Below are 23,965 nucleotides of genomic sequence, written 5' to 3' on the forward strand. Positions count from 1 at the left end.
TTCGGCTCTATTATTTCATGGAAGCCAGAAGACTTTACATCGCGTGGACCAGTCAATATGGTCCGCCGAAATTCGAAAGCCATTTAAAGACAAGAAGGAACGGATAGCCAATGCGCGCCGAAATTGAGACGCTGGTCGACGAGATCAAGCAGGCCATAAGCCTGCTGAGGAGGCATCTTTGACTGGGATACGTCAATCAAACGCCTGGGTTATCTGAACCAGCTCGCCGAAGATCCGTCCCTCTGGAATGACGCGCAGGAAGCGCAAAAACTCATGCGCGAGCGCCAGCAGCTGGAAGACGGAATCAACTCGATCCGCATGCTGACCCAGTCTCTGGAAGACAATATCGAACTCATCGCCATGGGCGAGGAGGAGGACGACAAGTCGATCATCACCGAGGCGGAAGAGGCCATCCGCGGTATCAAGCAGGAAGTGGATCGCCGTCAGATCGACACGCTGCTTTCCGGCGAAGCTGACGCCAACGATACGTACCTCGAAGTACATTCCGGTGCCGGCGGTACGGAGAGCCAGGATTGGGCCAACATGCTTCTGCGCATGTATACACGATGGGCCGAGCGCAAGGGCATGAAGGTGGACCTGCTCGAAGTTCATTATGGTGAAGAGGCGGGTATCAAATCCGCTACGATTCTCGTAAAGGGGCATAATGCCTATGGCCTCCTGAAAACGGAGTCGGGCGTGCATCGGCTGGTGCGCATCTCGCCCTACGATTCGAATGCACGCAGACACACGTCGTTCTCGAGTATCTGGGTCTATCCGGTGGTCGACGACAATATCGACATCGAGGTCAACGAATCTGACGTCCGTATCGATACCTATCGCGCATCCGGCGCAGGCGGTCAGCACGTCAACACGACGGACTCGGCCGTGCGCATCACCCATATAGCGACAGGAATCGTGGTTCAGTGTCAGGCGGAGCGCTCCCAGCACAAGAACCGTGCGACTGCCTGGTCGATGCTGCGCGCACGACTGTACGAAGCAGAGCTTGAAAAGCGGGAACAGGAAGCAAACGCGATCTCGGCGTCGAAGACCGATATTGGCTGGGGGCACCAGATCCGCTCCTACGTGCTGCAGCCGTATCAGTTGGTGAAGGACTTGCGTACCGGAGTCGAAAGTACGAGCCCTCAGGACGTGCTCGACGGCGATGTCGACATGTTCATGGAGGCGGCGCTGGCGCACCGTGTGCACGGCTCGGACATGGAAGTGGAAGACATCGCCTGATCTGAGGCGGTGTCGGGCCCAGGCGCCTAAAGTTCAGCGGCGAGCTGGCGGCCGATTGTCATAAAGCCAACCGGATTGATTGCGTTGCCGTTCTTGCGCACTTCGTAATGCAAATGCGGGCCGGTGGATCGGCCGGTACTGCCGACCTTGCCAAGAACATCGCCTGGTTTGACATGCTCGCCGACGCTAACGACAATCCGGCTCATATGACCGTAGCGCGTGGAGAGACCATTGCCATGGTCAATTTCCACCATGTTGCCATAACCGCCATTGTAGTCGGCCGCGGTCACGGTTCCATTGGCCGTGGCCAGTACCGAAGATCCCGATGTGGCGCGGAAATCCATGCCCGAGTGAAAGGCCACCATGCCTAGAAGCGGGTCTTTTCTGACGCCGAACGGGCTTGAGACCGGCATTCCGGGAATAGGATTGGCGATAGGGACTGCCTTTGCGAGGGCCTTGGCGCCTTCAAGGCGTGCCAGTGCTTCATCAAGATCCGCGAGTTTCGTATCTAAACCTGATGTGGGACCTGCGTTTGCCAGGAGCAGCGGACCGCCGCTGCCCGCCTTGCCGTCATCCAGCACATGCTTGGCCCCGGTCGCCGCCAGGGCTTCCATGATCTTGTCGGCGCTTTCGTAGGCAGTGTTCGAAAGCGTCTGTATTTGCTGCGCCTGCCGGGACTCAATGTCATTCAGAGAATGGTCTACGGAATCCAGAAGTTCAGCCTTGTCGATGGTCGTCTTTGTCTTGTCATCGCGCGGCACGGGCTTTCGCGTCGACGTGGTAGGTCCCGTGATGATCGGGTCAATGCCGTAAAAGTCATCGGAATCTTCGGATTTCACCAGATCCTGATCATCGCGGTCCATCACCGGGTCTGAATCTGTTGTTGCTCCGGCGCGTGCCGCGCGCTGCATGGCTGGCACCAGTTTGTCATGCCGCTCGGCGAGGGCCTTTTGCCGCTGAATGAGCTCGGCGACTTTGCCATCCACTAATTTCTGATCGAGCATTTGACGGCTCGTGACCCGATCGAGCTGGGTACGAAGTGTGGCAATGCGGTCTTCATATGCCTGTTGCAGGCGTGCCTGCCGGGCAACGCTGCCGGTGATCAAATCATCGCGAAAAACGAGGTAGGAGGTCGCCAGCAGATAGCTGCCGGCCAGACCGAGGGCGAGGGTGCCGCCAAGCAGTCCCGCCCATGGCCTGATAGTGAAATGACGGATTGTCTCGCCCCGCGCGATGATGATCGTGTGAGGCTCATTTGTGCTGCCGAAGATGCTGGATTTTATAACCTTCTTCATTGCGGCTAGCTCATTGATTCGCAGCTTCAATTTATGAGAACATTACACTCCGTTAGGGTTAACAAACTCTGACGTGAGCAGTGCGATGCGCTCGTAATTCAATTGAAGCGTGCAAATTATGTCTGGAGCATTCTTGTTGCCTCGAGCACTTCGGCCGCATGGCCCGGAACTTTTACCTTGTTCCAGATTTTCGCGATCTTGCCGCCCGAATCGATCAGGAAGGTTGTCCGCTCGACGCCCATATACTTGCGCCCATACATGCTCTTCTCAACCCAGAGTCCATACGATTCGATGATTGACTTGTCCTCGTCGGCAACGAGATCAACCTTCAGTTCATGCTTGGTCTTGAACTTGTCGTGCTTTTTGATGGGGTCCGGCGACATGCCGATGACCTTTGCACCGAGCTTCTCAAACTGAGGCTTCAAGCCAGAAAACTCGATCGCTTCCTGCGTACAACCGCTCGTGTCGTCCTTGGGGTAGAAGTAGAGGACAACGGGATTTCCGCGCAGGCCCGAGAGGGTGATCGTGCCGCCGCCATCGCGGGGCAGGGTAAAATCCGGAGCGTTGCTGCCGATATCCAAAGCCGTCATAGGAATGCCTTTCTTTTGATTATTGAATGCGCGCCTCAGTTACGCAATTATAGAGAGGTACGGGAATCGTCTACGGTTTCCCAATTGATTCCTCAATTGGCTTGGGAATTTGACAGAGAAACCGGAAAAAGTCCGTTTTACAAAGCGAGACTTCACAAAACTGCACCTGTACCCTTCTGCTTCAGAGCAAGGCGAAGCTCGCGCGGTGATCCCGCCAAAGCGGTCCCGCGTGCGTTTTGCTTGCGGCGCTGCTTCGTCTTTCTTGATCCTGATCGCTGTGCTGGCCGGGATTGCCTTCGTGATCCTGCGTGTCGGGATTGGTGGGGAAGCGCTGACCACGCGTGCGCAACTGGCCCTCAAGACGGCGCTTGGCCCGGAAGTCGACGCAACACTCCAGTCTGCACACATATCGCTCGACAAGCGACGCCACGTCGCGCTTGAAGCGCGTAACGTCAATATTGCCGACACCAAGCGTGGCATCGAAATCGACGATGTCCGCTCCGTTCGTATTGGCCTCGCAACCCTGCCGCTGCTGCAGGGCGATGTGAAGGTCGAGCGGCTGGAGCTGGACGGTGCCCATATCAAAGTCACGTCGCAGGTGCCGTTCGACTTCATGGCATTGGTGCCCCTGGACGACCGCGGTCTTGTGAATCTCGATGCTGCGACGAACGTGATCTTTGCCGGACTGGAAACTGCCGTGTCGCTGCTCGATCAGCGCGAGACACGTGACATCACCATTGCCGATACGTCCTTTGATTTCGCGATGGCCGGTAAGCCCGAGCAGTTGCATATTGTCAATCTCGACTTGTCGGAAACAGGAGGCCCGGTGGCGATCAGCGGCACCGTGGAATGGCGCGGTAAGGCGATCGAGGTAACAGCGACGGCCAAGCGATCGGCTGCCGGCGCCAAGGTCGAAGCCTTCTCGCTTGCGATCAGCAACATTCCTTTGACCGGCAAGTTTGGCAAGGCGCCCGTTCCCGACGTGGACGGCATCAAGCCGGATGGAGCTTATCTCGCCTACGATAATCAAGCCGAAATCAAACTGGACGGCACTGCCGCAACTGCGTCCGAACCCGCACGTCTTTCGGGTACACTGAACATTGGTGATGGGCCGGTAACCATCGGCAATGTCGACGACATGCCGGTGGAGACGCAGATCAGTTTCGAACACGTTTCGGGTACCGACAAGGTCCAGATCCGGCCATCCAACATTCATTTTGGCGCCTTCAAGGGCGTTGTCGAGGGTAAGATAAGTCCTGTATCGCGTTCTACGGGGAGTGCTCCGCCAGACTTTCCGGGCTATGAGTTTGAGTTGAAGACTTCGCAGGCAATCTCCGCTCCACAGGATTCGACGGAACCACCGATGCCATTCGATGCGCGGCTGGCCGGGTGGTATTATCCCGAAGAAAAGCAGCTTGAAGTCTCGGAGATCGCTGTCCGGGGCAACGGCGAAAGTGAACTCTATGGTCGGGCGGGAGCAACGTTTGGCAAGGGTTCGCCTGCCATGACGCTCGGTTTGCACATTGCGAGAATGCCTGTTGCCCATGCCAAGCAGCTTTGGCCAGTCTGGGTCGCAACCGGCGCGCGCCGCTGGGTGCTTGAGAATCTTCATGGCGGGACCGCCAAGGACAGCCGGATTGATGTCGTCTTTGCGGCTGGGCGTTTTGACGGTCCAGGAAAACCACCGCCGCTGAAGCCCGATGAAGTTCAAGTCGATTTTGCCGTTGAGAATTCGCGTTTCGATATCGTTGGCGACCTGCCGCCCGTCCGTAATGCCGACGGCAAGATCAGCGTGCGTGGAGCATACACGACCATCAATCTCGAAAAAGGCTCATCGTTCACCCCCAACAACCGCGAAGCGCGGATTATCAATGGCACGCTGATCATTCCATGGGGGCCGCAACGGCCGGTTCTGTCCGAACTCGACCTCAATCTGGAAGGCGATGCGTCGGCGGTAGCGGAAATCATCGGATTCAAGCCGATCAACGGACTGAAGAACCTTCCATTTGCACCCGAGGATATCAAGGGCAATGTGAAGACCCACGTGCTTGTGACCTTCCCGGTGACGCGCCGTTCGCCGCCTGGCAGCCTGAAATGGTCCGCCGACATGGCGTTGTCCGATGTTTCGATCTCCAAGAAGATTGATGGGCAGATCATTTCCAGTGCTGACGGAACATTGTCCGTCACGCAAGACGAAGCGCGCATTGATGCCAAGGCGCAGCTCAATGGCATCCCTGCTGATGTTAGTCTGTTCGAACCACTCGGGAACAATACTGCCAAGCGCGAACAGAGCGTGACGCTGCAACTGGACGACAAGACGCGCAACGCGCTGTTTCCGGCGCTCGACCCGTTGCTTTCCGGTCCGATATCGGTCGACATTGGCAAGGCAGCTGACGGCTCGCGGTTAGCCACTGCCGATCTCACCAAGGCAGAAATAAAGCTCGCGCCGCTTGGCTGGACAAAAGGGGCAGGGGTCAAGGCCAGCGCCAAATTTGCTTTGCAACAGGATGGTGACAACGCCACCATCAAGGACCTGGATGTATCAGGCGATACGTTTCGCTTGCGCGGCGATGTAAACGTCGTGAATGGCGACCTGGCCTCCGCCGATTTCACCGACGTGAGGCTCAATCGGGGCGACGACATCGCTGCGAAGGTCGCCCGCACGAAATACGGCTATCGTGTTGATGTGAATGGCGGATCCTTTGACGCGCGCCCATTGCTCAACCAGATCACCGATAAGAAGAAGAAAGGTGCCGCCAGCGACAGCACGCAACGTGTCCTGGTCAATGCAGACATAGACGAGGTTGCGGGATTCTATTCGGAAAGCTTTCGCAATGTGTCGCTCTCCTATGAGGGCGTAGGCTCGAACGTCTCGGGACTGGCTTTCAATGCGATAACCAAATCCGGGCAAAAGGCAAATGCCACGGACAGTTCCGAAAGTGGTGCGCGGTCCATCAGTCTGCAATCGAGGGATGCCGGCGCAATGCTGCGTTTCTTTGGTTTTTACGACAAGATGTCGGGTGGCAGCATTAGCGTCGCGCTGGACTCCAGTGGCGACGGACCACTGCGTGGACAGGTGGACGCCCAGAATTTCACGCTGGTCAATGAGCCGCGCCTCGCCAAACTCGTTTCCACTTCTCCGAGCGGAACAAGCCTAAACGAAGCCGTGCAGAAAAACATTGACGTCTCGAAGGTTACCTTCGATCGCGGTTTCTCGCAGATTGAAAAAGGCTCCAACTACATCAATCTGGCCAACGGCGTCATTCGTGGCTCAACGATCGGTGCCACATTTCAAGGCGTGCTCAGCGATCCGCAGGGCAACATGTCACTGACCGGCACATTCATGCCGGCCTATGGCATCAACCGCATTTTCGGTGAGGTGCCAATCCTCGGGCTGGTTCTTGGCAATGGTCGCGATCGCGGGCTGATCGGCATCACTTACAAGCTGCAGGGGCCGTTGAAGCAGCCGCAGATATTCGTCAATCCGATCTCGGTGATTGCGCCCGGCATTTTCCGCTCGATCTTTGAATTTCAATGAAACCCACGCTGCAGGGCGTGCATGGTGGGTTTCCTGGTAATCAGACCAATCAGACAGGTTTGACCAATATATGCCGCTTCTTTCCAAGCGACAGCTTGATCACGCCGTCCGAGGTAATCTCGGACGCTCCAATCTGCGCTTTCTCGTCGGAAATGCTGGCATCATTCACCCTGACGGCACCGCCCTGTATGTGACGGCGCGCTTCACCGTTTGACGATGCAAGCCCCGCCTTGACGAGAAGGGTCAGTATGCCAATTCCATCCTCCAGTTCGCCGGTGGCGACTTCGACTGACGGAAGATTGGTGGCCAGCGCGCCTTCCTCGAAGGTTTTGCGTGCGGTTTCCGCTGCTTCGTCAGCCGCCTGACGGCCATGCAGCAGTGCGGTGATCTCGGTGGCAAGGACCTTTTTGGTCTCATTGATCTCCGCGCCGCCCAATGAAGCCAGTCGGGTAATCTCGTCGAGTGGCAATGTGGTGTAGAGCTTCAGGAAGCGCTCGACATCGGCATCTTCCGTGTTGCGCCAGTACTGCCAGAAATCATAGGGGCTCAGCAGATCGGCGTTCAACCAGATCGCGCCGTTCAAGGACTTGCCCATCTTGGCGCCGGACGAAGTCGTCAGCAGCGGCGAGGTGAGGGCATAGAGCTGCGGCGTCCCGAGGCGATGGCCAAGATCGATGCCGTTGACAATATTGCCCCACTGGTCCGAACCGCCCATCTGCAAGCGGAGACCATAGCGCTTGTTCAACTCGACGAAATCGTAGGCCTGCAGGATCATGTAGTTGAATTCGAGGAACGACAGCGACTGCTCGCGGTCGAGCCGCTGTTTGACCGAGTCGAAGGATAGCATGCGGTTGACCGAGAAATGCTGGCCGACATCGCGCAGGAACTCGAGATAATTGAGCGGCAACAGCCATTCGGCATTATTGACCATCAACGCGTCCTGCGAGCCGTCGCCGAAGTTCAGGTAGTTGGAGAACACCTGCTTGATACCATCGATATTGCTCTGGATGGTTTCCGGCGTCATCAGCTTGCGTGCCTCATCCTTGAAGGACGGATCGCCGACCATGCCGGTACCGCCGCCCATCAGCGCCACAGGGCGATGGCCGGTCTTCTGCATCCAGTGCAACATCATGATCTGCAACAGGCTGCCCGCATGCAGGCTGGAAGCTGTCGGATCAAAGCCGATATAGGCTGACACGGTTTCCTTGGCGAAGAGCGCATCCAGACCCGCATCGTCGGAGGTCTGATGGATGAAGCCGCGCATGGAAAGCGTGTGCAGAAATTCGGATTTGAAGGCAGACATTTCGGGTTTTCCTGATTGAATCAATGGCACAAAGCATGTGCCTTGTAAGACGGTGCCGTTTAACATCATTCTCTATCGAATCACAAGAAAGGCAGTGTCTTGGCAGCGATAAGGCGTGCAATCGGCTTGATGAGCGGAACGTCCATGGACGGAATCGACATCGCTTTTGTTGAAACCGATGGCGAAAACCTGGTGCGGCGCGGCCCATCCGGCTTTGTGTCCTATGAAACTGCGTTCAGGCGCTGGATCGAAACCGGTCTTGAGGATGCCAAGTCAATCAAGACGAGAGCGGAACGGCCCGGCGCACTCGCGGCTATTGAGAGGGAATTGTCGAAACGCCATGCCGAAGCCGTGCTCAACTTCGTGTCCGATCACAAGATCGGCAAGGATGGTATTGATATAATTGGTTTTCACGGACAGACAGTACTGCATCGCCCCTTTGAAGGTTTGACTGTGCAGCTCGGCGATGGCGCGACGCTGGCCGAGATGACGGGTATTCCGGTCGTCTACGACATGCGGGCCAATGACATGGTGCATAGTGGGCAAGGTGCACCTTTGGTCCCGGCCTATCATCAAGCGCTTGCCGCGCATGTTCCGACCAAACTAAGCAACGGGAAGCCCGTCGTTTTCGTTAATATTGGCGGCATTTCCAATGTCACGATCATTACCGGCAAGGGCGATCCGATCGCCTTCGATACCGGACCCGGCAACACCCTGATCGACCAATGGGTCTCCGACAAGGCAGGTATCGCTTATGACGCCGGCGGTTCGATCGCCAGTGAAGGGCAGGCTGTCGCCGACGTCGTCAGCCGGTACCTGGCGAAACCATTCTTTGATCTGAATCCACCGAAATCGCTGGACCGCAACGATTTTACGCTTGAGGATCTTGGCGGACTTGAACTCGCAGATGGTGCCCGCACTTTGGCGCGTGTAACGGCCGAGGCGATCCTCAAGGCCGCGCCTCACGCTCCGGAAACGCCGTCCCTGTGGATCATATGCGGGGGCGGGCGCAAGAATGCGACGATCATGGCCGATCTGAGAGACGGAGCTGCAAGCTCCGGCGCGAAAGTCGTTGTAGCGGAAGATCTGGGATTCAACGGCGATTCAATGGAGGCCGAGGCCTGGGCCTATCTCGCCGTGCGAGCGCTGCATGGATTGCCATTGACATGGCCAACTACCACCGGCTGTGACGCCCCCGTTTCCGGTGGCGTCATTGTCAAACCGTTTTAGCGCAGGCGCTTCGGCTTGGCCTCGACCAATTCGCCATTCAAACGGCGATCGAGATAGTCGGAGCATTCGGCGATGACCTCGTCAGTCATGCCCGAGAAGAAGTGATTAGCACCGACCATCGTCTTCTGTGTGATGGTGATACCCTTCTGCGTCTTCAACTTATCAACCAGGCCCTGTACATCCTTGGGTGGTGCAACCTTGTCCTGATCGCCATGAAGGATCAGTCCGGAAGAAGGGCAAGGCGCGAGGAATGAGAAATCATAGGTGTTTGGCTGCGGCGCGACGGAGATAAATCCTTCGATCTCCGGGCGGCGCATCAGTAGTTGCATGCCGATCCAGGCGCCGAAGGAATAACCGGCGACCCAGCATGTCTTGGAATCCGGATGCAGCGACTGCACCCAGTCGAGCGCGCCTGCGGCATCCGACAATTCGCCCGAACCATGGTCGAACTCGCCCTGGCTGCGGCCAATACCACGGAAGTTGAACCGCAATGTCGTAAAGCCGCGCTGCTGGAACATGTAGAACAGATCGTAGACGATCTTATTGTTCATGGTGCCGCCAAACTGTGGATGCGGATGGAGGACAATCGCTATCGGGGCATTTTTTTCCGTCGAAGGCTGATATCGGCCCTCAAGACGTCCCGCTGGTCCATTGAAAATCACTTCAGGCATGTGTACTCCACTTTTGGCCGTAAGGCTGTTGTTGCAGGTCGGGCTTGACGGCAATCAACGACGCCCATAAAACCAGTTTAGAACTGTTCAAAACTGGTGTAGAATTTCGTCTCGAAACGGCTTAATAGGCTGGTACGAGACTGAATTTCAAGAAAATTGCGCTTTTGGAGCGTTCAGAGTTCAAAAGAACACAAAACAGGACAGGCATGGCCCGCAATCGCGCCTATTTGGACTACAATGCAAGTGCGCCGCTGATCCCGGCTGCGCGCGACGCTGTTGTTCATGCGCTGGAGCAGACGGGCAATCCCTCGTCCGTTCATCAGGAAGGCCGCGCCACCAAAGCGATTCTGGAAGCAGCGCGCCGCGATGTGGCGGCACTCGTCAATGCCAAGCCAGACCACGTGGTCTTTACTTCGGGTGCGACCGAGGCCGCTTCCACCCTGCTTACGCCGCATTACATGATGGGGCGGGCGGCAATGCGGCTGTCGCGGCTCTACGTCAGTGCCAGCGAACACCCTTGCATGCTTGCTGGTGGCCAGTTTGTAAGCGAACAGGTCGAAATAGTGCCGATCGATGGCAATGGTCTGCTCGATCTCGATCGTCTGCGCACGCTTCTGGGTTCCCATGACCGCAGCGAAGGTCTTCCACTGGTCGCCGTTCAGGCCGCCAACAATGAAACGGGTGTATTGCAGCCGATTGCAGCAATCGGCGCACTCGTGAAAGAATTCGGCGGGATATTCGTGGTTGACGCCGTTCAAGCCGCTGGGCGCATTCCGCTCGATATTACAACATGTTCTGCAGATTATCTCATCCTTTCCTCGCACAAGATCGGCGGGCCGAAGGGTGTCGGTGCGATAGTCGCGATTTCGGATCTCGTCATGCCGAAGGCACTGGTTCGCGGTGGCGGCCAGGAAAAGGGGCATCGCGCCGGGACCGAGGCGCTACCGGTGATTGCCGGTTTCGGGGCGGCTGCCCGCGTGGCACGCGAGCGCCTGAACGCCGGTGGCTGGCATCAACGAAATCGCGAGACGATCGAGTGTGGTATCTGGGCGATCGCGCCAGACGCAGTCATCTATGGCGAGGCAGTGGACCGGTTACCGAACACAACGTTCTTCTCGCTGGCTGAAATGAAGGCGGAAACGGTGCAAATCGCTTTTGATCTGGCTGGAATTGCGCTATCGGCAGGCTCTGCCTGTTCGTCGGGAAAAGTTGGTCCGAGCCACGTGTTGGCCGCGATGGGACATGGCGAAGGTACAGGCGGCCTGCGGGTTTCGACAGCACCGGAGACAAGCGAGGAAGACATCGCGCTATTCCTCGATGCGCTTAAAGATATCGTCGCGCGGCGCGACCGGTCAAAGCCGGCTGCGGCCGATGCGGCATAGAGAATTTCGTTTAACGGCGGGTTATAGCCGTTAATTGCAAAAAATCCGGTGAATACCGGTGTTAAATCGTGCGGTTGCACATTACATAGAAGGCAAATATTCAAGACGACATACGCCTTGACGTTTGCAACTGCGGGGCCTTGACCCCCGCGTGGATGGAGAACGCCAATGCCTGCCGTGCAGGAAACTATTGATCGTGTCCGTACGCTGGATATGGACCAGTACAAATATGGCTTTGAAACCCTTATCGAAATGGATAAGGCGCCGAAGGGCCTGAACGAAGATATTATTCGCTTCATCTCTGCCAAGAAGAACGAGCCGGAATGGATGCTGGAATGGCGTCTCAAGGCCTACGAGCGCTGGCTGACGATGGAAGAGCCCACATGGGCGCGTGTGAATTATCCGAAGATCGATTTCCAGGACATGGTCTATTTTGCCGGTCCGAAGAACCAGACCGGCCCTACTTCGCTTGCAGACGTCGACCCTGAGCTGCTGCGCACCTATGAAAAGCTCGGAATTCCGCTGAAAGAGCAGGAAATCCTGGCTGGTGTCCGCAAGACCGGCGAGGCGAGCCCTTCCGACGAGGAAGAAGTCAGCGACAATGTCTACAAGTCCGGCCGCGTCGCGGTGGACGCCGTTTTCGACAGCGTTTCGGTCGTCACCACGTTCAAGGAGGAGTTGGCCAAGGCCGGCGTCATCTTCTGCTCGATTTCGGAAGCGATCCGCGAACATCCTGAACTGGTGCAGAAGTACCTCGCAACGGTTGTCCCGGTTTCGGACAATTTCTACGCGACGCTGAATTCGGCTGTCTTTACTGACGGTTCGTTTGTCTATGTGCCGAAGGGCGTGCGTTGCCCAATGGAACTCTCCACCTATTTCCGCATCAACGAACGGGATACGGGCCAGTTCGAGCGGACACTGATCATCGCCGAAGAAGGCGCCTATGTGTCCTACCTTGAAGGCTGCACCGCGCCGCAGCGCGACGAGAACCAGCTGCATGCGGCTGTCGTTGAATTGATCGCGCTCGATGACGCCGAGATCAAATATTCGACCGTGCAGAACTGGTTCCCCGGCGACGCGGAAGGCAAGGGCGGCATCTACAATTTCGTTACCAAGCGTGGCGATTGCCGTGGCGTCAACTCGAAGATTTCCTGGACGCAGGTCGAGACCGGTTCGGCGATCACCTGGAAATATCCGTCCGTCATCCTGCGCGGTGACAATTCACGCGGCGAGTTTTATTCGATCGCCGTTTCGAATGGTCATCAGCAGATCGACAGCGGCACCAAGATGCTGCATCTCGGCAAGAACACGTCGAGCCGCATCATCTCCAAGGGCATTTCCGCCGGCAAGTCCAATAACACGTATCGCGGCCAGGTTTCGGCGCATCGCAAGGCTGAGAACGCCCGCAACTTTACCCAGTGTGACTCGCTGCTGATCGGCAATGATTGCGGCGCACACACCGTGCCCTATATCGAGGCGAAGAACGCCACAGCTCAGTTCGAACATGAGGCGACCACGTCGAAGATTTCGGAAGATGCGCTGTTCTATGTGATGCAGCGCGGCATTCCGGAAGAAGAAGCGATTGCGCTCATCGTCAATGGCTTCGTCAAGGAAGTCATTCAGGAACTGCCCATGGAATTTGCCGTTGAAGCTCAGAAGCTCATCGGCATCAGCCTCGAAGGGAGCGTCGGCTGATGGCGCCAGTTACGAAGGAAGAACTCGATAGGCTGCGGCGGCGCTACAAGGAGCTGGGCGAAGTGATCGAGGAGCTGACGGATACGCTGGCCCATTCTTCCTCCGCGACCGAACAAGTGCTCGAGCCGGAATTGATCAAGGCACGCAAGGAGCTTTCATCAGTCGTTGAGCGGCTCAAGAGCCTGGGTGGCGAGAGTTCATAGATCGGGGTGGCATCGAGCCACCCGGCGACAGGATCAAGATTATCATTGGGATCGGCAAGGCTCTGATCCCCAGGAATTCAAAAGGTAGAACTATGCTGGAAATCAGAAATCTGCATGCGCGCATCGCCGAGGATGGCACCGAGATCATTCGTGGTCTGAATCTTACGGTGAAGGCCGGTGAAGTCGCGGCGATCATGGGACCGAACGGTTCCGGCAAATCGACGTTGTCGTATATTCTCGCCGGTCGTGATGACTACGAGGTCACCGAGGGTGACATTCTCTACAACGGAGAATCGATCCTTGAACTCGACCCGTCCGAACGCGCCGCCAAGGGCATCTTCCTGGCATTCCAGTATCCCATGGAAATACCGGGCGTCGCGACCATGGAGTTTCTGAAGGTGGCCTTGAATTCCCAACGCAAGGCGCGCGGTGAAGAGCCGTTGAAGATTCCAGAGTTCCTCAGCCGTGTGAAGACTGCCGCCAGTTCGCTCGACATGGATATTGGCATGCTCAAGCGTCCGCTCAATGTCGGTTTCTCCGGCGGAGAGAAGAAGCGCGCCGAAATCCTGCAGATGAAGCTGCTTGAGCCAAAGCTCTGCGTTCTCGACGAGACCGATTCCGGCCTCGATATCGATGCATTGAAGATCGTTGCCGATGGCGTCAACGCGTTGCGTTCGCCGGATCGCGCCGTGATCGTCATCACGCACTATCAGCGCCTGCTCGACTACATCGTGCCGGACAGCGTGCATGTCCTCTACAAGGGACAGGTCATCAAGTCGGGTGACAAGGATCTCGCGCTCCGTCTCGAAGAGAATGGCTATGCCAATATCATCGGTGAGGCAGCCTGAGGGATAGCATCATGAATGTTCATACAGGACGCCAGCCCACTCCCGCTGAATCGGCACTGGTCGACGCTTTCGTCGACCGGATGGGCGAATTACCCGGTGATGGCGAGATCGCCAGCGCCCGCGACAACGCGATCGAAGCGCTGAAGACGCAAGGTCTGCCGTCGCGCCGCGTCGAAGCTTGGCATTATACCGATCTACGCACCCTGTTGCGCAGTGTTGCTGCCTACGATGGCGCAGCGGGCACCAATCCATTGCCGCCGGTCATCGCCGGCTCGGCAGTGGCATTTGTCACGAACGGCGTGGCCGTTTCGGCGCCACGCGTTGAAGGCGTTGAATTCACGAAATTCAGTGACAAGCTGTCTGATGGCTCAGTCATCCGCGAGCTTGCCATTCGTGATGGCGACGATGCGATCGGCCAGATCAATGCGGCCTATGTCACCGACGGCTGGGCGGTCACGCTCGCCGACGGTCTTGAGCTGGAAGCACCGCTCGAACTGCAGAATGCGCAGGCGCGCGGGCAGGGGCATGTGCGTTTTCCGGTCAAGATCGGTAAGGGCGTCAAGGCGACAATCATTGAGCGGCAAACAGGGGGTGAGGGTGAAGGTTTCTCAACCAGCGTCAGCAATGTAACAGTTGCCGACGATGCCGAAATCACCTGGATCATCCTGCGCGAGCAGGGCGTCGATGCAACGCAGCTGGCGCAGTTCATCGCCACGATTGGCTCCAATGCCAAATTGACGCTTTACGTAGTCAATGCTGGTGGCAAGCTCGTCCGTCAGGAAGTGCATGTACTGGTGAAAGGCGAAGGTTCCGACTTCCAGCTGCGCGGCGTCAATTTGCTCGGCGGCGACAGCCACACGGACGTTACGATGACGCTTGGCCATCTGGTCGAGAACACAACGTCGGTGCAGATCATGCGCAACGTCGTGACGGACCGTGCACGCGGCGTGTTCCAGGGGCAGATCAACGTCAACAAGATCGCCCAGAAGACCGACGCCCGCATGGCGTGCAACACCCTGCTTCTCTCGGATGATGGCGAATTCGATGCGAAGCCGGAACTGGAAATCTTTGCCGACGACGTGGCCTGCGGCCATGGGGCGACGGTGACTGAGATCGACGGCAATCATCTGTTCTATCTGCGGGCGCGCGGCATTCCGGAAAATGAAGCGCGCGGTCTGCTGATCAAGGCGTTCGTCGCCGAGATCGTCGAAGAACTGGAAAGCGAACCACTCGTCGAGGCGCTTGAAGCGATCCTCGAAAAATGGCTTGCCGAACACGTCTGATCGATCGAACACAGGCCACATTCACAGGAAAGCGCGGCAATATGGATACGAAGATCATTCAAAGCAGCTATGATGTCGAGGCTATCCGCCGCGATTTTCCTATCCTGTCGCGTGAGGTCTACGGCAAACCGCTGGTCTATCTCGACAATGGCGCTTCGGCTCAAAAACCAAAGGCTGTTATCGACAAGATCACGCATACTTACTCGAATGAGTATGCCAACGTACACCGCGGCCTGCACTTCCTGTCGAATGCCACAACTGACGCCTATGAGAAGGCGCGCGAGAGTATTCGACGCTTCCTCAATGCCGCGTCCGTAGACGAAATCGTGTTCACGAAATCGGCCACCGAGGCGATCAATACGGTCGCCTACGGTTATGGCATGCCGAATATCGGCGAAGGTGATGAAATCGTGCTGTCGATCATGGAGCACCATTCCAATATCGTGCCGTGGCATTTCATTCGCGAACGGCAGGGCGCCAAGCTGGTCTGGGTACCCGTGGACGATCAGGGCGCATTCCACATCGAGGAATTCGAGAAGCGGCTAACGGATAGCACGAAGCTCGTCGCCATAACCCATATGTCGAACGTGCTCGGCACCGTCACGCCAATCAAGGAGATCGTCCGCATCGCCCATGCGCGCGGTATTCCGGTGCTGGTGGATGGCAGCCAAGGCGCAGTTCACCTTCCGGTCGATGTGCAAGATCTCGGCTGTGACTGGTATATTTTCACCGGCCACAAAATCTACGGTCCGTCCGGCATTGGCGTGCTCTATGGCCGCAAGAACATGCTTGAGGCGATGCGTCCATTTCAGGGCGGCGGCGAAATGATCGAAGAGGTGACCGAGGATATCGTCACTTACAATCACCCACCGCACCGTTTTGAAGCCGGTACGCCACCGATCGCCCAGGCGATCGGGCTCGGCGCTGCCATCGAGTATGTCGAAAAGATTGGCCGTGCGGCTATTCTCGCCCATGAGGAAGATCTGCGTGACTACGCGCATGAGCGGCTGCGTCAGATCAATTCCTTGCGCATCTTTGGTGATGCCAAGGGCAAGGGCGCGATCATTTCTTTCGAGCTGGAGGGTATTCACGCGCATGACGTGTCAATGGTCATCGATCGTGCCGGTGTTGCAGTGCGCGCCGGCACCCATTGCGCTCAACCGCTTTTGAAGCGGTTTGGCGTCACGTCGACCTGCCGTGCCTCATTTGCGATGTATAATACGAGAGACGAGATCGATGTTCTCGGCGATGCGCTGGAAAAGGCGCGGAAATTCTTTGGGTGATGACGATGACCGATAAAGTCGAGATACTGGAAAAAGAAGCAGCGCCGATTGCTGAAGCTGAATCCGCTCATACGGAAGTCGGGACAGCATCCGTATCGGCCATCCCCGCCGAGGAACTGGCGCGGATGACTGACGATATCATCGCTGCGCTGAAGACTGTGTATGACCCGGAAATTCCCGCCGATATCTATGAACTCGGCCTCGTCTACAAGATCGACATCGAGGACGATCGCTCGGTGAAGATCGAAATGACACTGACAGCCCCGGGGTGCCCGGTCGCAGGCGAAATGCCGGGCTGGGTCCAGGATGCCGTTGGAGCTGTCGAAGGCGTAAGCTTCGTCGATGTTACCATGACGTTCGACCCGCCATGGACGCCCGACCGCATGTCGGAAGAGGCACAGGTCGCCGTCGGCTGGTACTAAGAGGCTGTTTGAAATCAGTATCTAAGGCGCCTCGCAGCCTTCCGGCACGCTATCCTCGAATGGCTTGTCGGATTTCTCCAACGTTCCATCAAGTATGGAAAGCGGCACGTAGGGCACGCCCTGAATGGCCGGATTGGCGAGCCTTAGCCTGTAACAGCCGTTGAAGACCGATACTGTGCCGTCCTTGGCCTCGGATTTGATCGCCAGCGGCTGGCTCCAATAGGCAGAACCGGCGGCGCCTTCGCCTACCGCCTTGCCGAAGAGGACGGAAACGGACGTGGTGTTCTCGTAGCCGGCCTGGAATTGCGGGAATGGCTGCGGTGGGTTGTCGGATGCGTAATAGCTGTAGGCGCGGGCATATTCCTGCCGGTTGATGGCATTGTAGTAAGAGTTGATCAGCGTCTCGGGCGTGCTGCGATTGTCGAGATATTCAGAGTCTTTGGGTGCGGGTGATTCCGCAGGTGCGGATTCTGTTGGCTTCGGTTCGGGCTGCTTTGTTTCCTGGGCAACAGCAGGCATCAAATTGAGTGCCGATGATGCCAGGCAGCATAGTATGAGATGGCGATAATTCATGATTTCAGCCTTCTGCCAGTCATGTTTATCAATCGCGGACAGTTTGAACACTTGCGGTGACGGTTGTGTAACATTAACTATGGTATGCGAGTGATCGTTCCGCGATCTCGAGAAGAGAGATGAGAAATGGGTCGTTTTTCTGTCATGACGTTGACTGACGCCGCAGCGCGCCGCGTAAGCGAAATTGTTGCGACGCGCGAAAATGCGCTCGGCATCCGCGTCGGCATCAAGAAGGGCGGCTGCGCGGGCATGGAGTACATGATCGACCTCGTTACCGAAGCGAAACCTGGTGATGATGTCGTTGAGAAGGACGGCTCGAAAGTCTTTGTAGCCCCGGAAGCGGTACTCTACCTCCTCGGAACGCAGATGGATTTCGAGGTGACGACACTGCGCACCGGCTTCGTTTTCAACAATCCTAACCAGACCTCGGCCTGCGGCTGCGGCGAGTCGGTTGAGTTGACGCCGGCAAAACCTGAAGCGCTGGCATCCGCCGCCTCCTGATTTACCAAGCTCGTTGAAGACTAAGCGCATGCCTGTTTTGGGCGTGACGTCATTGCCCGTGCCTGCAATAGTTCGGGCATGGACAATGATGCGATTCACGATCTGTTTGCGGGGCTCGGCCCGGTTACCATCAAACGCATGTTTGGCGGCAAGGGTATTTATTTTCAGGGCTTGATTGTCGCCGTTGAGCTTTCCGATGGAGACCTTCTCCTGAAAGCCGATTCGATCTCCGCGCCGGAATTCGAAGCGGTCGGTAGCAAACAATGGATGCCTGTAGGTAAATCCGGACCGGTCAAGATGCCCTATTGGTCGATACCGGACGAGGCAATCGATGATCCGGATGTCATGACCGAATGGGCAAGGCGCGCCTATGAAGCCTCGCTGCGCGTGGCCAAGTAACGTTTAAACCAGGCTGCGCTGCCGGAGCAGATCGATGGCGTGGCGTGTCGGCATGGTCACGTGTTCAGGCAGGCTGTCGAGCAGAAACCAGTCGATCCCGCCATGCTTGTCCGGCTCCAGCAGTTGCATCTCACCGGAATAGGTCTGCGCTAGGAACAGGACGCCCAGCCAGTGCTGACGCTCGCCATGAAAAAGCTGTTCGCTAAGTCCGAGCAGCGAGATTGCCCCAGCCTGGAGGCCGGTCTCCTCAAAGGCTTCGCGGCGGATCGCCTGTTCGGCTGTTTCAAGAAAATCCACCTTGCCGCCAGGAATGCCCCAGGCGCCGGCCTCGGGGCTCTTCTTGCGCTGCAACAGGAGGATACGGGCGTCTTTTAGGAAAACGATACCGCATCCTACGCCCGGTGATTGCACGAGAACCTCAGATCTTGGTGTCGATCAGCATGAAGGCGGGGATTTCATCGCCGAAACCGACTGGTGCCGAACCCATGTCGTCGCGCTCGCGGCGGTGATCACGGCGCGGCTCGGCATGCGGCACGCGTGCACGGCGCTGCTCATTCTCGGCCTTGATCGCAGCCTTCTGCGGCTTTTCTGCTGTGCGCACGACCGGCTGCTCCTCAGCAGGCTGAGGATGTGCTTCCGCTTCCTTCGCCCGTTCGGCAGCCGCAATGATGTCGATTTCCGACTGCGGCCGTTCGCGCTCGCGACCTTCATTACGCGGCTTGCGCTTGGCTTCGGGCTTGCCCCTGCCGCGGCCACGGCGTGGCGCCTCGTCCGGCTCGGTCGAGGGAGGCAGGGTCGAGAGGTCACCGTCATGCCAGATGATATCTTCGCCAATCAGTTTTTCGATGGCCGACAGATGTTTGGTATCAGCGGGCGTAACCAGCGTAAAAGCCTTGCCCGAACGTCCGGCGCGGCCCGTGCGGCCGATGCGATGGACATAATCTTCCGAATGGATCGGCACGTCGAAATTGAACACATGGCTCACATCGGGAATGTCGAGACCGCGAGCGGCGACGTCTGACGCGACGAGCAGCTTGAGCTTGCCGTCCTTGAAATTCGCCAGCATCGTCGTGCGGGCGCGCTGATCCATGTCACCGTGGAGCGCACCGGCATCGAACTCATGCTTGACCAGCGAGCGGAAAAGCTCGGAAACATCCTTCTTGCGGTTGCAGAAGATGATTGCGTTCTTGAGGCCTTCATCCTCGGCGCGGATCAGGTCACGCAGTACGGCGCGCTTTTCCCAATCCTTCTTGCCGGATTTGACCAGCTTCTGCTCGACAGTCTTGGCGGTCGTCGCAGCCTTGGCAACTTCGATACGCACTGGCGAATGCAGGAACTGTTCGGTAAGTTTGGTGATTTCCGGCGGCATGGTTGCCGAGAAGAACAGCGTCTGGCGGGTGAACGGGATAAGCTTGCAGATGCGCTCGATATCCGGAATGAAACCCATGTCGAGCATACGGTCGGCTTCGTCGATGACGAGGATGTCGACGGCGCTGAGCAAGAGCTTGCCGCGTTCGAAATGGTCGAGCAGGCGGCCAGGCGTTGCAATCAGCACGTCGGCGCCGCGTTCAAGCTTGCGCAACTGGTCTTCGAAGGAGACGCCACCGATGAGGAGGGCGACATTCAACCGGTGGTTCTTGCCGTATTTGACGAAGTTTTCCTCGACCTGCGCTGCGAGTTCGCGCGTCGGCTCGAGAATGAGGGTGCGCGGCATACGGGCGCGGGCACGGCCCTGCTCGAGCAGCGTCAGCATTGGCAGAACGAAAGACGCAGTCTTGCCGGTTCCCGTCTGGGCGATGCCGAGAACGTCCTTGCGTTGCAGCGCATGCGGGATGGCGCCAGCCTGGATCGGTGTCGGAATTGTATATCCTGCTGCTTCAACAGCATTGAGCACTTTCGTGGAAAGGCCCAGATCGGCAAAGGTGGTCAAAGGAGATTTAACTTTCTATCTGCATTCGGTGCTGCGCACGTCCGTAGGCGGCCCAAGCACAGGCACTCGAATTGCACAGCGTTTTTGCTGCAAGTGCGTTACGGCGCGAGGCAGCAAAAGTCAACTCTCACGTGAGGTCACATTTAAGAGTTTGTTATATTTGTGCGTGATTTTATTCTGATGTTGTCAATAAAGGAACTGTTCCTTGAGAATTCGTTCGTTCCATGAATGGTTCTTGTCAAACAGAATGGTTGCCCGCAGGTGAGATGCTTCTTCGACTGTAACGGATAGAACAGACTTTACTTCCGTGTGATCGGCAACGGCGTTGACCGGTCGCTTTTCCGGTTCGAGGATATCGAAGCGCACCGTCACCCGGTTGGGTAATAGCGCACCGCGCCAGCGGCGCGGTCGAAACGCCGAAACCGGGGTGAGGGCAAGCAACCGCGCATCGAGCGGAATGATCGGGCCCTGCGCGGAAAGGTTGTAGGCCGTGGAGCCGGCGGGCGTCGCAACCATCACGCCGTCGCAGATCAATTCTTCCAGCCGCACCTTGTCGTCGACAGTGATCCTGATCTTCGCCGCCTGGTAGGACTGGCGCAGCAGCGAGACCTCGTTCAGCGCGAATGCCGTGAACGTGCCGTCCTCGACCGACTCCGTCTCCATCTTGAGCGGCCGGATCGTCTCGGCATGCGCGGCTTCCACCCGCTCTTTCAGCTCGGTATCGCTGTATTCGTTCATCAGGAAGCCGACCGATCCGCGGTTCATGCCGTAGATCATCTTGCCTTGGTTCATGAAGTTCTGCAGCGTCTGCAGCATGAAGCCGTCGCCGCCCAGCGCAACGATCACATCGGCTTCGCGGGCCTCAACATGACCGTAGATCCGTGTCAGATCGCGCATTGCCTCATCGGAGTCGGGCGTTCCGGAGGAAAGAAAAGCAAATGTTTCGATTTTCCGGGTCATGGCTGCCTGCACGTACGCGAGTAGGGATGTATCGCCTAGCATGGTATGAGTGATCTGGCAAAATGCCGGGCACGCAAAAAAACGGTGAAATTATCGCGAGCGGCTGTTTTTTCGTTTTACAGAGCGGAGCTTTGTGCTAATCGGACGCCGCTGCCCTTATAGCTCAGTTGGTAGAGCATCTGATTTGTAATCAGAGGGTCGGGAGTTCGAGTCTCTCTGGGGGCACCATAAATTTCAAACACTTAGCTGTCTTTTGGGAGGTCATTCGGCCTCCCTTTTGCCGTTGGGGGATACTCTGGGGGACACATTGTCGCAGGGGGATACTTGGGCCTGCTAACCGCGTATCCCCCGGGGATACTTCCTAGGCAACTGTCCTTGAGGCCATGAACACGTCTAGATCGACTTTCCGCCACAGCTTGCGGCCAAGCGCCGTCGAGGGCTTCGGAAAGCCTTCAAGCGGCGGATGATACTTGCCGCGCTCATCGGTATAGCCATGCTCATAGCGCCACACCGACATCACTTTAACGCCGAGGTAATCCGCGACCGCCTTCTGGGTGAACCATTCCCGCTCAACGGGAGGGATGGATGGCCCACCCCCGCAACAAAAGGCAAAGATGATGAACAGACGGGAATTTGATGACCTTGCGCTCGGGGACATAGTCCACGCAAAGGTCAATGGAATGTACTCCTCACGGCCCGAGATGGAGCCGCTATGCGTGGTGATCGGGAAGACCAGCGGCGGAGCCCTTTGGCTCGCGGACACGCTCACGGCACAGCGGTTCAGTGCGCCGTACCAGCGCTATCAGACATACCCGGCGACGGAGGCCCATACGGCGCTGTTACACCTACGGGTAGGGTTCTCTACGGCTCCTTGACCGGAATTTGCGCAAAGGGGATGCTGGACGCCATTAACGGGAGCTAGGAGACTGGTATGGCGTCCATCGAGCTAAATAATCTTCCCTTCCCTGATAGCAATATAGACGACGAAAAGCCGAACCTTGCGCTTGGACGGTTTATGACTGTTTGGGCTCAAATCGAAGTTGTATGTGGTTTCCTGTTTCGAAAACTTACGGACCTCAACTATGATTTGACGATGATTATTTTTGACAACGTCAGCAATGTAGACCAGTTGGCAATGCTGACCCAAATCTGCGAACTCTTGCCCAAGGAAGAGCATAGGGTCGAACTGCAAGGGCTTTTTGCCGAAGTGCAGAAATTCAGCACCATCAGGAACAAAATCGTCCACGCATCGTGGGGAGAGTTCAATCGAGAGCCAGCACGTTTCTCATCCAATCTTACGTCGCAGCAGATGGACGAAATCTTTAACGAGACGCAAAAAGGGAAAAGCCTCGCCGACAAACTCATATTTCCCGTGACGCGAATGGAGAAATTCATCCCCGAGATGATCAACCTCCGGGATCGCTTGGAAAAATCGCTCGATGCCATCGAAATTCCGGACGGCCCTCTATCCCGTCACCAACGCAAAATGGAAGAGCATAGGCGCGAGATGCTGGAACGAAGAGATAAGTGGCTAGCGGAGAGGGATCAAAAACCTTAGGGCAGATCGCACTATAGTTGTGGATGAATTTGTATATCTATCCCATGCATTGACGCCGGATCGCGTACGGTGGATCGTGAGCGGAAATGAACAGCAGCGGGATGAAAACATCTTGGCGGAAGAAAGCATAGATCGCTCAAAACTGACATTCGAGCAGGCGGAAGGGTCTGCCCCGCTACCACGGCAGTTAGAATTGCAAGAAGTGTCTCAGCAGTTGAGAGCGGTTCTGTGGGAATATATATCCACGGCTCATTGGTTGCAAAAACGAGCCGCGAGGGATACGTCTTCGGAGATTGGCAAGTCATCCTACGTGACATGCATGTGCATCGTTACCACAAGATGGCAGATGAATTTACGTCAGATGAGGACGTGCTGTACCCGCAGATCAAAGGGATTTTTGTTCGAGGAACATATCTCGAAATCTTTGGCTTTCTGCAATGGGTTATGCGCCACCCCAACTGCGTCTACGAGTTTGCTAGAAACGTTGATCAGCGATTGAGGTTGGGCCACGCAGCTTATCGCGTGGTGAACGGTGACACGATTGTCCCAGTCTCATCATCCGACGAAAAGCAAACACTGGAACGTGCATTCTCCGATCTTGCATCTACAGAATTCAACGGAGCGCGTCAGCATTTGAAATTGGCCGCCGAGGGGGCGACGGCAGGGAACTGGGCAGGAAGTGTCAGGGAAAGCATTCACGCGGTGGAGGCTACGGCAAAATCGCTTGTCCCGGACGCCAAAGAGCTTGGTCCAGCGCTGGCCAAACTCGAAGGGCACGGGGCAATTCACAAGGCCATGAAGCAGGGATTTAGTTCCCTCTACGGATTTACTAGCGACGAAAAAGGTATCCGCCATGCTTTGTTAGACGGGGATGCCGCGAAGGTGGACCAGACGGACGCGCTGTTTATGCTTGGAGCATGTGCGGCGTTTGTCTCGTACCTCATCAACAAGGGCAGAGCGGCGGGACTGATCAAAGAGTAGGGCGGAAAAAGGGGAGGAACACAAACGCCGGATTAGGACCTTTGTTGCTGCCCCTCCCAGCAGCAGTTCAGCCCGGGCACA

23 protein-coding genes and 1 tRNA gene are annotated in these 23,965 nt (G+C 56.8%); 15 read left to right on the top strand and 9 right to left on the bottom strand.

Annotated elements, in window-relative coordinates:
- Positions 1-110: 110 nt before the first annotated feature.
- Positions 111-1,239, top strand: a protein-coding gene (gene prfB, locus CU102_RS25330; RefSeq protein ID WP_106713843.1) for a peptide chain release factor 2 whose coding sequence is annotated in 2 segments (ribosomal slippage) — positions 111-179 and positions 181-1,239 — 1,128 coding nt in all. Because the reading frame shifts where the segments join, the coding sequence is not laid out codon by codon here.
- A gap of 26 nt (positions 1,240-1,265) precedes the next feature.
- On the opposite strand, the gene CU102_RS25335 is transcribed toward prfB, so the two are convergent.
- Together CU102_RS25335 and CU102_RS25340 are read right to left on the bottom strand one after the other, a co-directional pair.
- Entirely contained in the window at positions 1,266-2,534 is a 1,269-nt protein-coding gene (locus CU102_RS25335) for a M23 family metallopeptidase (RefSeq protein ID WP_106713844.1), read from the bottom strand.
- A gap of 116 nt (positions 2,535-2,650) precedes the next feature.
- On the bottom strand, positions 2,651-3,124 hold the full coding sequence (locus CU102_RS25340; protein WP_106713845.1) for a peroxiredoxin: 474 nt from the start codon (positions 3,122-3,124) through the stop codon (positions 2,651-2,653).
- Between the two features lie 229 nt (positions 3,125-3,353).
- Here CU102_RS25340 and CU102_RS25345 point away from each other — a divergent pair, with 229 nt between their 5' ends.
- Complete coding sequence (locus CU102_RS25345) at positions 3,354-6,662, top strand: YhdP family protein (RefSeq protein WP_133624690.1); 3,309 nt, start codon at positions 3,354-3,356, stop codon at positions 6,660-6,662.
- 49 nt (positions 6,663-6,711) lie between these two features.
- Here CU102_RS25345 and tyrS read toward each other — a convergent pair whose 3' ends face one another.
- Positions 6,712-7,965, bottom strand: a complete 1,254-nt coding sequence (tyrS, locus tag CU102_RS25350) for a tyrosine--tRNA ligase (protein WP_106713847.1) — start codon at positions 7,963-7,965, stop codon at positions 6,712-6,714.
- 99 nt (positions 7,966-8,064) lie between these two features.
- On the opposite strand from tyrS, the gene CU102_RS25355 reads away from it, so the two are divergent.
- Entirely contained in the window at positions 8,065-9,195 is a 1,131-nt protein-coding gene (locus CU102_RS25355) for an anhydro-N-acetylmuramic acid kinase (RefSeq protein ID WP_106713848.1), read from the top strand.
- Here the strand turns inward: CU102_RS25355 and CU102_RS25360 are convergent.
- Entirely contained in the window at positions 9,192-9,866 is a 675-nt protein-coding gene (locus tag CU102_RS25360; RefSeq protein ID WP_027231414.1) for an alpha/beta hydrolase, read from the bottom strand. The two genes, CU102_RS25355 and CU102_RS25360, sit on opposite strands and share 4 nt — an antisense overlap.
- A gap of 206 nt (positions 9,867-10,072) precedes the next feature.
- On the opposite strand from CU102_RS25360, the gene CU102_RS25365 reads away from it, so the two are divergent.
- The 7 genes from CU102_RS25365 (at position 10,073) to CU102_RS25395 (ending at position 16,982) form a co-directional block, all read left to right on the top strand.
- Positions 10,073-11,248, top strand: a complete 1,176-nt coding sequence (locus tag CU102_RS25365; protein ID WP_106713849.1) for a cysteine desulfurase family protein — start codon at positions 10,073-10,075, stop codon at positions 11,246-11,248.
- 168 nt (positions 11,249-11,416) lie between these two features.
- The gene (gene sufB / locus CU102_RS25370; protein WP_106713850.1) at positions 11,417-12,943 is read left to right on the top strand and encodes a Fe-S cluster assembly protein SufB; all 1,527 of its coding nucleotides are present in this window, start codon (positions 11,417-11,419) and stop codon (positions 12,941-12,943) included.
- Positions 12,943-13,146 (top strand): hypothetical protein, encoded by a 204-nt coding sequence (locus tag CU102_RS25375; RefSeq protein WP_106713851.1) that lies wholly within the window; start codon positions 12,943-12,945, stop codon positions 13,144-13,146. Before sufB ends, CU102_RS25375 begins: the two co-directional genes overlap by 1 nt.
- A 92-nt stretch (positions 13,147-13,238) precedes the next feature.
- Positions 13,239-13,994 (top strand): Fe-S cluster assembly ATPase SufC, encoded by a 756-nt coding sequence (gene sufC / locus CU102_RS25380; RefSeq protein ID WP_106713852.1) that lies wholly within the window; start codon positions 13,239-13,241, stop codon positions 13,992-13,994.
- Between the two features lie 11 nt (positions 13,995-14,005).
- Positions 14,006-15,277 (top strand): Fe-S cluster assembly protein SufD, encoded by a 1,272-nt coding sequence (sufD, locus tag CU102_RS25385; RefSeq protein ID WP_106713853.1) that lies wholly within the window; start codon positions 14,006-14,008, stop codon positions 15,275-15,277.
- A 41-nt stretch (positions 15,278-15,318) separates the two neighbouring features.
- Positions 15,319-16,560: a cysteine desulfurase gene (locus CU102_RS25390; protein WP_106713874.1), complete on the top strand. Its 1,242-nt coding sequence runs from the start codon at positions 15,319-15,321 to the stop codon at positions 16,558-16,560.
- Between the two features lie 5 nt (positions 16,561-16,565).
- Positions 16,566-16,982, top strand: coding sequence for an SUF system Fe-S cluster assembly protein (locus tag CU102_RS25395; protein ID WP_106713875.1), 417 nt, complete (start codon positions 16,566-16,568; stop codon positions 16,980-16,982).
- Between the two features lie 21 nt (positions 16,983-17,003).
- Here the strand turns inward: CU102_RS25395 and CU102_RS25400 are convergent, their stop codons facing one another.
- Positions 17,004-17,555 (bottom strand): hypothetical protein, encoded by a 552-nt coding sequence (locus CU102_RS25400; protein ID WP_133624688.1) that lies wholly within the window; start codon positions 17,553-17,555, stop codon positions 17,004-17,006.
- 126 nt (positions 17,556-17,681) lie between these two features.
- On the opposite strand from CU102_RS25400, the gene sufA reads away from it, so the two are divergent.
- Both sufA and CU102_RS25410 read left to right on the top strand, forming a co-directional pair.
- A complete protein-coding gene (sufA, locus tag CU102_RS25405; protein ID WP_106713855.1) occupies positions 17,682-18,056 on the top strand; it encodes a Fe-S cluster assembly scaffold SufA in 375 nt (124 codons plus the stop codon).
- A gap of 78 nt (positions 18,057-18,134) precedes the next feature.
- A complete protein-coding gene (locus CU102_RS25410; protein ID WP_106713856.1) occupies positions 18,135-18,455 on the top strand; it encodes a TfoX/Sxy family protein in 321 nt (106 codons plus the stop codon).
- A 3-nt stretch (positions 18,456-18,458) separates the two neighbouring features.
- Here the strand turns inward: CU102_RS25410 and CU102_RS25415 are convergent, their stop codons facing one another.
- The 3 genes from CU102_RS25415 to CU102_RS25425 all read right to left on the bottom strand — a co-directional run bounded on the left by CU102_RS25415 (position 18,459) and on the right by CU102_RS25425 (position 21,387).
- Positions 18,459-18,866: an NUDIX domain-containing protein gene (locus tag CU102_RS25415; protein WP_106713857.1), complete on the bottom strand. Its 408-nt coding sequence runs from the start codon at positions 18,864-18,866 to the stop codon at positions 18,459-18,461.
- Between the two features lie 7 nt (positions 18,867-18,873).
- The gene (locus CU102_RS25420) at positions 18,874-20,385 is read right to left on the bottom strand and encodes a DEAD/DEAH box helicase (RefSeq protein WP_106713858.1); all 1,512 of its coding nucleotides are present in this window, start codon (positions 20,383-20,385) and stop codon (positions 18,874-18,876) included.
- 186 nt (positions 20,386-20,571) lie between these two features.
- Positions 20,572-21,387: an NAD kinase gene (locus CU102_RS25425; protein WP_342588789.1), complete on the bottom strand. Its 816-nt coding sequence runs from the start codon at positions 21,385-21,387 to the stop codon at positions 20,572-20,574.
- Positions 21,388-21,497: 110 nt separating this feature from the next.
- Between CU102_RS25425 and CU102_RS25430 the strand changes: the two genes are divergently transcribed.
- A tRNA-Thr gene (locus CU102_RS25430) sits at positions 21,498-21,573 on the top strand.
- Positions 21,574-21,706: 133 nt separating this feature from the next.
- Here CU102_RS25430 and CU102_RS29535 read toward each other — a convergent pair.
- The gene (locus CU102_RS29535; RefSeq protein WP_133624686.1) at positions 21,707-22,114 is read right to left on the bottom strand and encodes a hypothetical protein; all 408 of its coding nucleotides are present in this window, start codon (positions 22,112-22,114) and stop codon (positions 21,707-21,709) included.
- 162 nt (positions 22,115-22,276) lie between these two features.
- Between CU102_RS29535 and CU102_RS25440 the strand changes: the two genes are divergently transcribed.
- Together CU102_RS25440 and CU102_RS25445 are read left to right on the top strand one after the other, a co-directional pair.
- Positions 22,277-22,903, top strand: coding sequence for a hypothetical protein (locus tag CU102_RS25440; RefSeq protein ID WP_106713860.1), 627 nt, complete (start codon positions 22,277-22,279; stop codon positions 22,901-22,903).
- Positions 22,904-23,131: 228 nt separating this feature from the next.
- Positions 23,132-23,884: a hypothetical protein gene (locus CU102_RS25445; RefSeq protein WP_106713861.1), complete on the top strand. Its 753-nt coding sequence runs from the start codon at positions 23,132-23,134 to the stop codon at positions 23,882-23,884.
- Positions 23,885-23,965: the final 81 nt, after the last annotated feature.

The organism is Phyllobacterium brassicacearum (genome assembly GCF_003010955.1).
Lineage (GTDB): Bacteria > Pseudomonadota > Alphaproteobacteria > Rhizobiales > Rhizobiaceae > Phyllobacterium > Phyllobacterium brassicacearum.